This is a genomic window from Dechloromonas sp. ZY10 (assembly GCF_041378895.1).
Classification (GTDB): domain Bacteria; phylum Pseudomonadota; class Gammaproteobacteria; order Burkholderiales; family Rhodocyclaceae; genus Azonexus; species Azonexus aquae.
Map to the genome: position 1 here is coordinate 833,411 of NZ_CP144212.1, position 13,786 is coordinate 847,196.

General features: G+C 63.4%; 13 protein-coding genes. 7 read left to right on the plus strand and 6 right to left on the minus strand.

From position 1 onward, the window contains the following. Positions 1-20 precede the first annotated feature (20 nt). From purB to VX159_RS03810, 3 genes are all read left to right on the plus strand, one after another. Positions 21-1,388 carry an adenylosuccinate lyase gene (gene purB, locus VX159_RS03800; RefSeq protein ID WP_371324663.1) on the plus strand — a complete coding sequence of 456 codons (1,368 nt, stop codon included), beginning with the start codon at positions 21-23 and terminating at the stop codon, positions 1,386-1,388. A gap of 15 nt (positions 1,389-1,403) precedes the next feature. Next, positions 1,404-1,679: a hypothetical protein gene (locus VX159_RS03805; RefSeq protein WP_371324664.1), complete on the plus strand. Its 276-nt coding sequence runs from the start codon at positions 1,404-1,406 to the stop codon at positions 1,677-1,679. 122 nt (positions 1,680-1,801) lie between these two features. Continuing rightward, positions 1,802-2,119, plus strand: a complete 318-nt coding sequence (locus VX159_RS03810) for a DUF2322 family protein (protein WP_371324665.1) — start codon at positions 1,802-1,804, stop codon at positions 2,117-2,119. Between the two features lie 6 nt (positions 2,120-2,125). Here the strand turns inward: VX159_RS03810 and VX159_RS03815 are convergent, their stop codons facing one another. Further along, a complete protein-coding gene (locus tag VX159_RS03815; protein WP_371324666.1) occupies positions 2,126-3,232 on the minus strand; it encodes an HD domain-containing phosphohydrolase in 1,107 nt (368 codons plus the stop codon). After that, positions 3,222-5,753: an ATP-binding protein gene (locus tag VX159_RS03820; RefSeq protein ID WP_371324667.1), complete on the minus strand. Its 2,532-nt coding sequence runs from the start codon at positions 5,751-5,753 to the stop codon at positions 3,222-3,224. The genes VX159_RS03815 and VX159_RS03820 overlap by 11 nt, the downstream gene beginning before the upstream one ends. Before the next feature lie 237 nt (positions 5,754-5,990). On the opposite strand from VX159_RS03820, the gene VX159_RS03825 reads away from it, so the two are divergent. Together VX159_RS03825 and VX159_RS03830 are read left to right on the plus strand one after the other, a co-directional pair. After that, positions 5,991-6,458: a cytochrome c gene (locus VX159_RS03825; RefSeq protein ID WP_371324668.1), complete on the plus strand. Its 468-nt coding sequence runs from the start codon at positions 5,991-5,993 to the stop codon at positions 6,456-6,458. Between the two features lie 111 nt (positions 6,459-6,569). Next, positions 6,570-7,262, plus strand: a complete 693-nt coding sequence (locus tag VX159_RS03830) for a cytochrome b/b6 domain-containing protein (protein ID WP_371324669.1) — start codon at positions 6,570-6,572, stop codon at positions 7,260-7,262. Between the two features lie 122 nt (positions 7,263-7,384). Here the strand turns inward: VX159_RS03830 and secF are convergent, their stop codons facing one another. From secF to VX159_RS03850, 4 genes are all read right to left on the minus strand, one after another. Beyond that, the gene (gene secF / locus VX159_RS03835) at positions 7,385-8,332 is read right to left on the minus strand and encodes a protein translocase subunit SecF (protein WP_371324670.1); all 948 of its coding nucleotides are present in this window, start codon (positions 8,330-8,332) and stop codon (positions 7,385-7,387) included. A 12-nt stretch (positions 8,333-8,344) separates the two neighbouring features. Further along, positions 8,345-10,225 (minus strand): protein translocase subunit SecD, encoded by a 1,881-nt coding sequence (gene secD / locus VX159_RS03840; RefSeq protein ID WP_371324671.1) that lies wholly within the window; start codon positions 10,223-10,225, stop codon positions 8,345-8,347. A gap of 50 nt (positions 10,226-10,275) precedes the next feature. Beyond that, positions 10,276-10,602: a preprotein translocase subunit YajC gene (gene yajC, locus VX159_RS03845; RefSeq protein WP_371324672.1), complete on the minus strand. Its 327-nt coding sequence runs from the start codon at positions 10,600-10,602 to the stop codon at positions 10,276-10,278. 97 nt (positions 10,603-10,699) lie between these two features. Further along, complete coding sequence (locus VX159_RS03850) at positions 10,700-11,428, minus strand: IclR family transcriptional regulator (RefSeq protein ID WP_371325489.1); 729 nt, start codon at positions 11,426-11,428, stop codon at positions 10,700-10,702. A gap of 168 nt (positions 11,429-11,596) precedes the next feature. Here VX159_RS03850 and VX159_RS03855 point away from each other — a divergent pair, with 168 nt between their 5' ends. Both VX159_RS03855 and VX159_RS03860 read left to right on the plus strand, forming a co-directional pair. Further along, positions 11,597-12,310 carry a (Fe-S)-binding protein gene (locus VX159_RS03855; RefSeq protein WP_371324673.1) on the plus strand — a complete coding sequence of 238 codons (714 nt, stop codon included), beginning with the start codon at positions 11,597-11,599 and terminating at the stop codon, positions 12,308-12,310. A 38-nt stretch (positions 12,311-12,348) separates the two neighbouring features. Further along, entirely contained in the window at positions 12,349-13,785 is a 1,437-nt protein-coding gene (locus VX159_RS03860) for a lactate utilization protein B (protein ID WP_371324674.1), read from the plus strand. Position 13,786: the final 1 nt, after the last annotated feature.

Consider the following 13,786-nt stretch of genomic DNA (forward strand, 5'->3'; position numbering starts at 1 on the left):
TTGTTGAAAAGGACGTTCCCATGACCTGCAATCCCCTGACCGCACTTTCCCCGCTCGATGGCCGCTATGCCGGCAAAGTCGACGCGTTGCGCGAACATTTTTCCGAATTCGGCCTGATCCGTGCCCGCCTCAAGGTCGAGATCGAATGGCTGAAGGCACTCGCTGCCGAGCCGCATTTCACCGAAATTCCGGCTTTTTCGCCGTCGACCGTGGCAGAACTGGATGCGCTGGTCAAAGGCTTTGGCCCGGAGCAGGCGGCCGAGGTGAAGGCCATCGAGGCCACTACCAACCACGACGTCAAGGCCCTTGAATACTGGATCAAGGACAAGACCAAGGCCAACGCCGAAGTGACCAAGGTCAGCGAGTTCATCCACTTTGCGTGTACTTCCGAAGACATCAACAACCTGTCGCATGGCCTGATGTGCAAGGATGCCCGCGAGCAGGGCATGCTCCCGACGCTGGACAAGGTCATCGCCAAACTGGTCGAGCTGGCCCACGCCCACGCCGACGTGCCGATGATGAGCCGCACGCACGGCCAGCCGGCCACGCCGTCTACCATGGGCAAGGAGTTCGCCAACGTGGCCTACCGCCTGCAGCGCGCCCGTGCCCGCATCGCCGGCGTTGAGCTGCTCGGCAAGATCAACGGCGCGGTCGGTAACTACAACGCCCACCTGTCGGCCTATCCGGGGTACGACTGGGAAGGCTTCGCCAAGCGCTTCGTCGAATCGCTCGGCCTGACCTTCAACCCCTACACCATCCAGATCGAGCCGCACGACGCGCTGGCCGAACTGTTCGACGCCTTCGCCCGCGCCAACAGCATCCTGATCGACCTCGATCGCGATGTCTGGGGCTATATCTCGCTCGGTTTCTTCAAGCAGAAGGTCAAGGCCGGTGAAGTCGGCTCGTCCACGATGCCGCACAAGGTCAACCCGATTGACTTCGAAAACTCCGAAGGCAACCTCGGTCTGGCCAACGCCGTCTTGAAGCACCTCGCCGAGAAGCTGCCGATTTCCCGCTGGCAGCGCGACCTGACCGACTCCACCGTGCTCCGCAACATGGGCGTCGGCCTGGGCTACACCCTGCTCGGTTACGACTCGCTGCTCAAGGGCCTGGGCAAGCTGGAAATCAATGCCGACCTGATGCAGGCCGACCTCGACGCCAATTGGGAACTGCTGGCCGAGCCGATCCAGACCGTGATGCGCCGCTACGGCATCGCCAATCCGTACGAGAAGCTCAAGGAGCTGACCCGTGGTACCCGCGTTTCCCGCGAGGGCATGCAGGCTTTCGTGCAGACGCTGGACATCCCGGCCGAGGCCAAGGAAGCCCTGCTCAAGCTGACGCCGTGGGATTACACCGGCAAGGCCGCCGAGCTGGCCAAGCGGATCTGATCCGGAGCGTTCGCCATGCAATGTACTCAATGCGGACGGGAAGTGCCTGAAGACGCGATCTACTGCCCGCATTGCACTGGCGAGCGCAAGGTCAGCGACCGCCAGGTCATCAATGGCGGGCTCAAGGGGGGGGCGTTGGGACTGGCCGTCGGCTTGGCGCTGGTGACCGTGATGCTCGGTTTCTACGAGCTCGAGCGCGGAATCAAGGCGATTGCGCTGACGGTACCGATCGGCACCTTCACCACCGGCCTGATCATCGGCCTGGTCCGTGCCAAACGCGACTGGAAGTAAACGGCATGTTGCCGGTGGCCGATTGTCGGCTGCCGGTAAATGACGGCCCCCTTGCGCAGATTTCCAAGTCCTCTCGACAGCGCCTGCTAACAACTCTAAGCACTAACTGCTAACTACCAAAAATGTCTTTTGCTGAAAACCTGAAAAAACTCCCTGGCATTTCGCACCTTGCCGCACTGAACCTGCTCGATGCCGATGGCAATGTCGCTGCGACGATCGAGAACAAGCCCGGTAGCCAGGGTTCGCTGGCGGTGTACAACCACTTGGCCCAGACTTATGGCTCGATCAACGCCGAGGCCGCGAAGAAAGGCCTGGAGATTTTTGCCGAGCATACCGAGGATGAACGGGCCAATCCCGGGAAACACCCGAATATCGCCCGCTTGCTGCAGATCGAGGCCGGCGCCCCGACCCTGCGGGTCAAGCACGTATTCGCTGTCTGAGGCGTTTTAGCCGGTGCCGCTGGCCGGTGTTTCATCCTGCGCCAGCGCTTCGAGCAGTTGTCGCAACTGCTCGTGAATGGCCAGGAAATGCGTGACCAAGGCCGGATCAAACTGGCTGCCCGCTCCCTGGCTGACGATGCGCAATGCTTCTGCGGGAGGGAAGGCTGGCTTGTAGGGGCGGCTGGAGGTCAGCGCATCGTAGACGTCGATGATCGCGGTGATCCGGCCGGCAACCGGAATCTCCTCACCCCGCAAGCCTTGCGGGTAACCCTGCCCATCCCAGCGTTCATGATGGGTGAGGGCAATTGAGCGAGCCATCTGGGTCACGTCGGCCGGATGGTTGCCAATGATTTCGACACCATACCGGCAGTGGGTCTTGATTTCCTCGAATTCCTCCGGCGTCAGGCGTGCCGGCTTGTGCAAGATCCGGTCGGCAACGCCAATTTTGCCAATGTCGTGCATCATCGAGGCATAGCGGATCAGTTCGATTTCATGCGCGGAGAGGCCGGCCGCCTCGGCCAGCAGGCGACAGCCGATGGATACCCGCAAAATATGCGAACCGGTATCGCTGTCGCGAAATTCGCCGGCACGAGCCAGACAGCGCACCAGTTCGAACTGGGTTTCGGCAAGTTGCGCAGTTCGCTCGCGGACCATCGCGTCAAGCCGTTCGGCCTCGCTGGCCCGGTCTTGATAAAGAAAGCGGGCTTCCAGTGCATTGTGGATGCGGCACAGCAATTCCTCGCTGTCGAAGGGCTTGGTGATGTAGTCACGGGCGCCTTGGGCGAGTGCGGCCAGGCGGGTTTCCCGCTCGGTTTGCGCGGTCAGCACGATGACCTGTAGTCCGTGCAGACGAATTTCATCCTGCAGCAAGGCGAGCACGGAGAGGCCATCCAAAACCGGCATGCGCATGTCGAGCAGCAGCAGGTCGACTGCTTCAGCATCGAGCACTTCCAGCAGCCGGGTAGGGTCGGTCAGGCCGGTCAGATGGCGGTAGCCGGCTTCGCCGAGGAAAACCTCCAGCAGGCGCACATTGCCCGGCTGGTCATCAAGCGCCACGATGCGGGCGCGATGGAAACGCTCAGGGTCGAGCCGGCAGGTGGGTTCAGCTGGCATGGGCAAGCTCCCGCAGGGTACGCGCCAGCAGGCGCGGGTTCAAGGGCAGGGGGTGGTGCAGGTCGGCAGCATCCGGTGCAGTGTCGGCGGCGCTCAGGGCAATCAGCGGCGGTCGCCCTGCTGCCTTGTCGCGCACGCCTTGCAGGCTGGCTAAAGCCGGGGGCGCGGCGATGATCGCCAGGCAGGCTTGATGGCTGGCGGCCTGTAATGCCGGTGCGGCTTCGGCAAAGGCGAGCAGGCGGGTTTGGCCTAGCGTGCGGCAGATCAGTTCCAGCAATTGCAGATGGTGGTCGTCGACGCCGACGCTGATCAGGGCCTGGCCCGGTTCCCCGGCCGGCAGCGCGGCTGTTTCGCTGCTGGCGCGCGGCCCGCTGGTCGGCACGGTGGTCCGGCAGGCCGCAGGCAGCCGCAGCCAGAAGCAGGTACCTTGCCCGGGCTGGCTGTCGAAACCGATTTCGCCGCCCATCAATTCCACCAGGCGACGGGTGATGGCCAGGCCAATCCCGGTGCCTTCGATTTCTTCGCGGCCAAGCCGTTCAAACGGCTGAAAAACCCGTTCGGCTTGGGTGTGGGAGATGCCCTGGCCGGTATCGTGCACTTCCAGGCGGAGCCAGTCGCCATCGCTGCTGGCTTCGACCCGCACTTCGCCAGCCGGGCGGTTGTACTTGATTGCATTGGAGAGCAGGTTGAGCAGCACCTGCTTGAGCCGCTTGCGATCGGCCAGAACCGTGGCGTCGGAGGGCAGTTCCTGCCGCAAAGTGATGTCGCGGTTGGCCGCCAGCGGCGAAATCAGGCTCAGGCACTCGCGGCAGAGGTCGCCAAGGTTGACCTCTTGATGGTCGATGCTGAGTTTGCCGGCTTCGATGGCCGACAGATCGAGAACTTCGTTGATCAAAGAGAGCAGGTGGCGGCCCCCCTGCAGAATATGGCCGACGTATTCCTGCTGGTCTGGCTTGAGGCTGCTGCCGCCGCCGAGTTCGAGCACCTGTGCAAAGCCGAGAATCGCATTCAGCGGCGTACGCAACTCATGGCTCATGCGCGACAGGAATTCGGACTTTGCCCGGCTGCCCCGGTCGGCAGCAATCAGCGCGTGCTTGAGATGGGTGACGTCGGACCAGATCACCACCGTGCCGCCTTCGCGGGTGCGGCGCTCGGTAGCGCGCAGCCAGCGGCCATCGGCACAGGCGATTTCAATCGAGCCATTGGCTGTACGGTGGGCGGCCAGGCGCTCCTCCAGCCAGGCGTCCAGGTCGGCTGGCAGTTGGGCGTACAGCCCCAGGCGTGCGGCGGTGCTAATGAACTCGGCAAAACTCAGGCCGAGCGGCCCGCTGTCGCCGGGGAGGGGGAAAAATTCGGTAAATCGCAGGTTGTACAGACTGAGCCGATCATCAGCGTCGAACAGGGCAAAGGCATCGTCCATGGCCTCGACGGCGTCTACCAGGCGCTGGCGGATGCGCTGTACGCGTTCCTCTGCGGCGAGGCGGGCGCTGATGTCGCGGAAGGAAATCACCGCACCCTGACCGTCCGGGCGCGGGACGACCGAGTACTCGACGGCAAAACTGCTGCGTTCGCCGGGACGGTGCCGGATGAATACGCTGCTTTCGATTTTTTGTCGGCTGCCTTGCGCCAGTGCGGTGCAGATCGGGCAATGGTCACGTTGTTCGATGATCGACGGGTGGTGGTCGAGTCCGGCCAGTTCGCGGGCCTGGATGCCGAGCATTTGTGCCGCCGCCGGATTGATGAAGCGAATCCGCCCGTGGCGGTCGACGCCGAACAGCCCTTCGTCGGTGGTGTCGAGGATCAGGCGGTTTTCAGCCATGGTCTGGCGTAAGGCGGTTTCCGATGAGGCAAGGTCGGCCAGGGTGCGCCGGACCTGGATGATCAGCGGGCGCAGTACGCCGAGTGCCGAGTAAGCAAGCAACGCGAGCGCGGCGATCAGCACCAGCCATTGTTGCTGGCGTAGCGCATCGCTCTTGTTCTCGCTGAGCCGCTGGTAGCTGCCGACCAGCTGGTCAACCGCAGTCAGGACTGGGCCCCGGCTGAGTTCGACCAGCTGGCTCAGCGCTTTTTCCTGCCCGGTCATGTCTTGCGGCTGGCGACTGAGCTCCTGACTCAACTCGATGAACCGGCGAATCTGCGCATGGGCGCCGTCGCCTGCTTGCAGGTCTGCCTGCAGGGCTTGCGGCAGGGGGCGGATGCGCCGGTCGGGCGTGCCTTCAAGCAGTGTCTGGTGAATTTCCGCCATCTCCTGGGCGGCCCGGGCCAGTGCCTCTGCATCGTCGCGGTCCGGCCGCCGTTGCAATTGGCTGGCGAGCAGGCCAATGTGCTGCGACAGCATCCGCCGTCGTCCGGCCAGATTGATTTCTGCGGCGCTGGCACGTTCATCCGCAGTCTGACTGGCCAGCAGGTAGTAGGCGCAGCCGGCAAGCAGGGCGAGCAGTGTGAAAATCAGGGTCGAGCGCCGCCCGAGGCTGTCGACGATCGACAGGCCGCGTCCGGGTGGGGCTTCGTGGTTACGCATGGAGGGCAGGGCAGCAGAAAACGGGAACGGCGGATTGTCGTTAAAGGCGCTGCCAAGCGCATTCACATTTGTCAAAAAAATGGTTTTGCCCATTTTTCGCTGCGGGCGTTGCGAATTCTTCAGCGAACCGTTCAAAATGCTTCACTTATTCCCGCGTCCTGCGCTGGTTCGCTTGGGTATAATCAAAATCTTATAATCGTTGCGGCAAGTCCGCCCTGCCTACCACGGAGAAAATAGATGAAATCCAAACTGCTGCTGTCTTTGCTTGCCGTCGCTATCGCCGGTTCTGCTGTTGCCCAGGTCAAGGTCGAGGATGCCATCAAGTGGCGTCAGTCCGGTTATGCGGTGATGGCCTGGAACATGGGCAAACTCAAGGGCATGCTGGTCGATAACCCGGGCTCCTTCAACAAGGATCAGGCGGTGGCCGCAGCCAATACGATTGCCGCGCTGGCTAATTCCGGCATGGGGGCACTCTATGTGCCGGGTAGCGACAAGGGCAAGGGCTGGGTTGAGACCCGGGTCAAGCCGGAACTGTTCACCGATGGCGAAGGCGTCAAGAAGGTTGCCATGGCTTTCAACAAGGAAGCCAACGAACTGGCCAAGGTCGCCGCTGCCGGCGACGCCGCCGCGATCAAGGCGCAGTTTGGCAAGGTCGGCGAGACCTGCAAGGGCTGTCACGACAAATTCCGCAAGGATGAAAAGTAATCCATGCAACAGGCACTGGCGACAGTGTCGTGCATACTCTGACAGGCGCCTGCGGGCGCCTGTTTTGCTGGCAGCCGTTGGCTTGCCAGGGGGTAATGATGAAGGGTGGATATGAAGCAACAAGGAATTCGTGTCTGGGATCTGCCGACGCGTGTGTTTCACTGGGTCTTGGTCGTGACCGTACTGGTGGCGGTGATTAGTGGTCAGGTCGGTGGCAACTGGATCGACTGGCACGCGCGTTGTGGCCTGCTGGCGGCAGGACTGGTGGCGTTTCGCCTGGTTTGGGGCGTGGTCGGTTCAAGCTATGCCCGCTTTGCCCAGTTTTTTCCCACTCCGGCACGGGTGCGGGCGTATCTGGCCGGACACTGGCAGGGCGCAGGGCATAATCCGCTCGGGGCCTGCTCGGTTTTGGCCTTGCTGGGCCTGTTGACCGTGCAAATCGTCAGTGGCCTCTTTGCCAATGACGATATTGCCTTCACCGGCCCGCTCTATGAACTGGTCGGCAAGGAGTTGAGCAATCGCCTGACGGGCATGCATCACCTGTTTGCCGATTTGCTGCTGATTCTGGTTGCGCTGCATATCGCCGCGATCCTGTTCTATACGCATGTGAAAAAGCAGGACCTGGTCAAGCCGATGCTGACCGGACGCAAGCAGGGCGGGGGCGGCGAACCGGCCCGTGGTGGTGGTTGGGGGGCTTTCCTGTTTGCTTTGTTGCTGGCACTGGCGGTCGTGTATGGCGCCAGCGGTGCCTGGCTTCCCGCCCCACCAGCGGTGCCACCCGCAGCAAGCACCCCGGCCTGGTAAGCCAGTCTTGCTGCTCGTGATGCCGGCTCGGGCTGGCGTCGCAGAGGTAAAAAAAGCCACCGGTAATTTCCGGTGGCTTTTTTGTCGCTTGGGCGGGCCGTCGGTCACGGCCCCGAGGGCTGTCAGACGCAGGCGCCGTCGTCGGTCATGCCTTCGATGGCCTTCTTCTGCTTGGCGATGAACTGTTCGCGCGAAACACCCAGCCACATTACCAGGGGGCTGGCGACCAGTACCGAGGAGTAGATCCCGAAGCAGATGCCGATGGTCAGCGCCAACGAGAAGTAGTAGAGCGTCTCGCCGCCGAAGACCAGCATCGACAGGACCATCAGCTGGGTACAGCCGTGGGTGATGATGGTCCGCGAAATGGTGCTGGTGATCGCGTGGTCGAGGACTTGCGGCGTGGAGAGGCCGCGCACGTTCTTGAAGGTCTCGCGGACGCGGTCGAAGACCACCACCGATTCGTTGACCGAGTAGCCGAGGACGGCCAGTACCGCAGCCAGCACCGACAGCGAGAATTCCCACTGGAAGGCGGCGAAGAAGCCGAGGATGATGATTACGTCGTGCAGGTTGGCGATGATCGCCGACACCGAAAAGCGCCATTCGAAGCGGAAGGCGAGGTAGATGACGATCCCCACGATCACCACCAGCAGCGCCATCGCGCCGTTCTCGGCGAGTTCTTTGCCGACCTGCGGGCCGACGAACTCGACCCGCTGCTTGCTGCCGCCGGGGGCTTCGGCGGCCAGCGCGGCCATCACCTGGTCGCCGATCAGGTCGGCCTTTTGTTCGGCTTTCAGCGGCAGGCGGATCATCACGTCCTGCGATGAGCCGAAATTCTGCACCGCATAGTCACTGAAGCCGGCCTTGCCCAGGGCGCCGCGGATCTTTTCCAGGTCGGCGGCCTGCTCGTAGCGGACTTCGATCAGCGTGCCGCCGGTGAATTCGACCGACAGGTGCAGACCCTTGGTCAGCAGGAAGAAGACCGCGAGCAGGAAGGTGATCAGCGAGATGAGGTTGAACTTCAGCGCATGGCGCATGAAGGGGATGTCGTTCTTGATCCGGAAAAATTCCATGATGCTTTTTCCTTATTTTTCGGCGTTGACCGTGGCAGAGGTGCCCGGCTTCCAGATTTGCCCGATGGCGACCGTGGCCAGCTTCTTCTGGCGGCCGTAGATCAGGTTGACCAGCGCGCGCGAGACGACGATGGACGAGAAGATCGAGGTCAGGATGCCGAGACAATGCACCACGGCAAAGCCGCGCACCGGGCCGGAACCGAACAGCAGCAGCGCCAGGCCGGCGATCAGGGTGGTGATGTTGGAGTCGAGAATGGTCCCGAAAGCCCGCTCGTAACCTTCCGCGATGGCCGCCTGCGGCGGCATGCCGACGCGGAGTTCCTCGCGGATCCGTTCATTGATCAGCACGTTGGCGTCGATCGCCATGCCCAGCGTCAGCGCAATGGCCGCGATGCCGGGCAGGGTCAGCGTGGCCTGCAGCAGCGACAGCAGGGCGACCAGAAAGAGCAGGTTGGCGGCCAGCGCCAGGCCCGAGATCAGGCCGAACATGCGGTAATAGACGATCATGAACAGCGCAATCGCGGCAAAACCCCACAGCGTCGAGTTGAAGCCTTTCTTGATGTTCTCGGCGCCGAGCGACGGGCCGATGGTGCGTTCCTCAACGATGTCCATCGGCGCGGCGAGCGAACCGGCACGCAGCAGCAGCGCGGTGTCGTTGGCTTCGCTGGTGGTCATGCGGCCAGAAATCTGGACCCGGCCGCCACCGATTTCGGTACGGATCACCGGCGCGGTGACGACTTCGCCCTTACCCTTCTCGATCAGCAGGATGGCCATCCGCTTGCCGACGTTTTCACGGGTGATGTCCTTGAAAATGCGGGCGCCGGCGGAGTCCAGCGTCAAATGCACGGCCGGCTCGTGGGTCTGGCTGTCGAAGCCGGGTTGCGCGTCGGTCAGGCGGTCGCCGGTCAGCACCACCTGCTTCTTGACCAGCAGCGGCTGGCCGCCGCGTTCGTTATAGACCTCGGTGCCGAACGGCGCGTTGCCGGCCAGCGCGGCGTCGAGGCCGCCGGGTGCATCGTCGACCATGCGGATTTCAAGCGTTGCGGTACGGCCGAGGATGTCCTTGGCCTTGGCCGTGTCCTGTACGCCCGGCAGTTGAACGACGATGCGGTCGGCGCCTTGCTGCTGGATCACCGGCTCGGCAACGCCGAGTTCGTTGATCCGGTTGTGCAGGGTGGTGATGTTCTGCTTGAGCGCGAATTCGCCGATTTTTTTCTGTGCTTCCGGCTTCAGCGTCCCAACCAGTTTGAGGTCGCTGCCTTCGCCCTGCTCGCCCAGTTGCAGGTCGGGTTGCGCATCGGCAATGGCGTTCCTGGCTTTGTCGCGGGTTTCCGCATCGCGGAAGCGGACAACCAGGCGCTCGCCTTCGCGCGACAGGCCGGCGTGGCGGATGTTCTTGTCGCGCAGCGCGGTGCGCAGGTCGCCGGCGGTGGCGTCGAGGCGCTTGGTCAGCGCACCTTTCATGTCCACTTGCAGCAGGAAGTGTACCCCCCCGCGCAGGTCGAGGCCGAGATACATCGGTAGCGCGTGCAGACCGGTCAGCCATTGCGGCGAGGCCGACAGCAGGTTCAGCGCAACGACGTACTGCGGGTCCGTCGTGTCTGGATTGAAGGTCTTTTCCAGCAAGTCTTTGGCCTTCAACTGGGTGTCGGTGTCCTTGAAGCGGGCCTTGACGCCGACGCCGTCGAGAACGATGCCGTCGTGGCCGATGCCGGCGCCCTTGAGCGTTTCTTCAACGCGGGCGCGCGCCTTGTCGTCGACCTTGATCGTGGCCTTGGCGCTCGAAACCTGCACGGCCGGCGATTCGCCAAAGAAATTGGGCAGGGTGTAGATGAAGCCCAGCACCAGCGCAATGGCAACGGTGAGGTACTTCCACAGGGGGTAGCGATTCATGGTGGCTCTAAAGCGACAAAGGCGGCCGGGGCCGCCTTCTGGGGAAGAAATTACAGGCTCTTCAGCGTGCCCTTGGGCAGGACCAGGCCAACGGCCGGTTTTTGTACGACCACTTCGGTGCCTTCGGCGATCTCGACGGTGACGTAGGATTCACCGACCTTGACGATCTTGCCGACCAGGCCGCCCTGGGTCACGATTTCGTCACCCTTGGCCAGGGCTTCGAGCAAAGCCTTGTGTTCCTTGGCTTTTTTCATTTGCGGACGAATCATCAGGAACCACAGCACGACGAACATCAGGATCATCGGCAGCATCTGCATCAGGCCGCCGGTCGGGTCGGCAGCAGCGCCTGCGGTCTGGGCGTGGGCGAGACTAATCATTGTTATGACTCCAGGGGATGTAAAAGCAAACGCAGGATTCTATCACTCGCTTTTCGCCTTGGTGTCGGCCAAGCGGATTGTCCGACCTGTCCAGCGTTCAGCGCTTGTGGCCGGTATAGCCCAGGGCTTGTGAAACGGCGTCGGCGGTACGGCGGACCTGTGCCGCCCAGTCGGGGTCGTGCCGGTCGGCCGGGGCCGATACCGAGAGGGCGGCGACGATGTGGCCTTCGTCGTCGTGGATCGGCGCGGCGACGCACTTGAGGCCGAGTTCGGCTTCCTCGTCGTCGTAGGCGATGCCGTGCCGGCGGACTTTGTCGAGTTCCTTTTCCAGCGCTTCGAGCGAGGTCAGCGAATGCGGCGTCTTGCCGGGCAGGCCGGTGCGTTTGGCGTAGTCGCGCACTTTCTGCGGGCCTTCGGCAGCGAGGAACAGCTTGCCCAGCGAGGTCAGGTGCAGCGGTGCGCGGCCGCCGACCAGATAGACGACGCGAACCAGCGAGCGGCCCGACGAGGTCCGCTCCAGATAAACGATATCGTCGTCGTGGCGGGTGCCGAGGTTGATCGCTTCGCCGATCACTTCATGCAGTTGCTGCATGTAGGGCAGGGCGACTTCACGCAGGTTGATCCGCGATTTGACGATGTTGCCCAGTTCGAGCAGACGAATGCCCAGGCGATAAGCGCCAGAATCCTGGCGCTCGACAAAGCGCGCCTGAGTCATCGCCGCGAGGATGCGGTGCGCAGTCGAGGGGTGCAGTTCGGTGTCGGTCGCCAGTTGCTTCAGCGTTGCCGGCTCGGGCGAAGTGGCGAGCGCATCGAGCAGCGACATCATGCGCTCGATGACCTGGATGGAGCCGGGGGCCTTGGCCTGCTCGCTGTTCCCGGCAGGCGATTGGCGTTCTGTTTGCGACAACTGGATTCCTTTATTGGTGCGCTTTGGGTAGGATTGCCCGTTTATATTCTTGTGCGGCGCAATATTAACATGCGAGTGGCCCTCTATGTGACCTGCCTCGTGGACCTGATGCGGCCCGAAGTCGGCTTTGCTGCGCTGCAGTTGCTGGAGCGCGTCGGCTGCACGGTGGTGGTCCCGGACGGCCAGACCTGCTGCGGCCAGCCGGCAGCAAGTGCTGGCCAGCGGGCGATCGCGGTCGCGTTGGCGAAGAAGGCCGTCGCCGAGCTGGAAGGCTACGAGCGCGTGGTGGTGCCGTCCGGCTCCTGTGCCGAACACATCTGCAACGGCTATCCGCAACTGCTTGCCGACGAGCCGGCCTGGGCAATGCGGGCGCAGGCGGTGGCCGGGGCAACCCGCGAGTTGAGCCAGTTTCTGGCTGAACATGCGCCCGATTTTTCGCCCGCAGGCGATTTTTCCGGCAGCGTCACTTACCACGACTCGTGCAAGGGGCTGCGCGGTCTCGGGATCAAGCAGCAGCCGCGCGAACTGCTCGCCCGCCTGCCCGGATTGAAGCTGGAAGAGATGCCTGAATGCGAAGAGTGCTGCGGGTTCGGCGGCGCCTTTTCGGTCAAGTACGGTGAAGTGTCGACGCGCATCGTCGACCGCAAGTGCGAATCGATTGCCAGCGTCGGTGCTGACGTAGTGGCTGGCGGCGATCTCGGCTGCCTGCTCAATATCGAGGGGCGCTTGCGGCGGCGTGGCGACGAAACCACCCGGGTGTTGCACTTTGCCGAGATTCTGGCGGGCGAGGTAGCCAAGTGAGCGCCCGCCAACCTGGCGCTGCGAAGCATTCGCAGGCGATGTTTTTCCAGCAGCGCGCCGGCGACAAGGTGCGCAACCCGGTGCTGCAACAGGCCTTGCAAAAGGCACGGCCGCTGTTCGTCGGCAAGCGCGCCAAGGGCGTCGCGGCGCTGGCTGAGGATGGCCTCGACGGCGAGCGCCTGCGCGATGCCTGCGCCGAGATCCGCAACCGCGCACTCGCTGACCTCGACGTCTGGCTGAGCCTGTTCGAGGAGCGGGCGCTGGCTAGCGGCGCCGAGGTGCTGTGGGCGCGTGACGGCGAAGAGGCGGCGGCGCTGGTGGTGGCGCTGGCCCGGCAGCACGGCGTGCGCAAGGTGGTCAAGTCGAAGTCGATGCTGTCCGAGGAAATGCACCTCAACGCGGCGCTTGCAGCCGCCGGCATCCAGCCGGTGGAGACCGACCTCGGCGAATACATCGTGCAACTGGCCGGGGAAACCCCGTCGCACATCATCGCGCCGGCGGTGCACAAAACGCTCGGTGAAGTCGAGGCGCTTTTTGCCGAAAATCACGGTCGACCGCAAAAAACGCGCAATTCCGCCGACATCCCGGAGATGACGCGCGAGGCGCGCGGCGTGCTGCGCGAACATTTTCTCAGTGCCGAGATGGGGGTCAGCGGTGCCAATTTCCTGATCGCCGAAAGCGGCACTGCCGCGCTGGTGACCAACGAAGGCAATGGCCGGATGGTGACCACGCTGCCGCCCTTGCATGTGGTGGTCACCGGGATCGAGAAGGTGATCCCGACGCTGGAGGATTTCGCCACCCTCATGCGGATGTTGCCGCGCTCGGCAACTGGCCAGAGCATCTCCAACTACGTCTCGCTGCTGACCGGCACCCGCCGCAGCGGCGAACACGACGGGCCGCAAAAGACGGTCTTCATCCTGGTCGACAACGGCCGCGCCGACCTGCTCGGCTCCGACTACCAGGACATGCTGCGCTGCATTCGCTGCGGCGCCTGCATGAACCATTGCCCGGTATATTTTTCGCTCGGCGGCCACGCCTACGGCTGGGTCTACCCGGGGCCGATGGGCTCGGTGCTGACGCCGCTGTACACCGGTATCGAAAACGCCGTCGACCTGCCGCAGGCAACGACTGGCTGCAACCAGTGCGGTAGCGTCTGCCCGGTGCGCATTCCGCTGCCCAAGCTGATGCACCGGTTGCGCGAAACCCAGGTCGAGCGCGGTTTGCGCCCGCTCGGCGAACGCCTCACCTTCAAAGCCTGGGGCTGGCTGGCGCGGCAGCCGCGCTTGTATCGACTGTTTTCCCGGATCGCCGCGCGTTATCTTGGCTGGCTGGCCGACCCGGCTCCAGACGGGAGTCGCGGCGGCCGCCGCATCCGCATTTTCGGCCTGGCGCCGGGGTGGACCGTGGGTCGCGACCTGCCGGTACCGCCGGGCCCGACTTTTCACGAACGCTACGCAGCAAGAAAGAGAGTTTGAG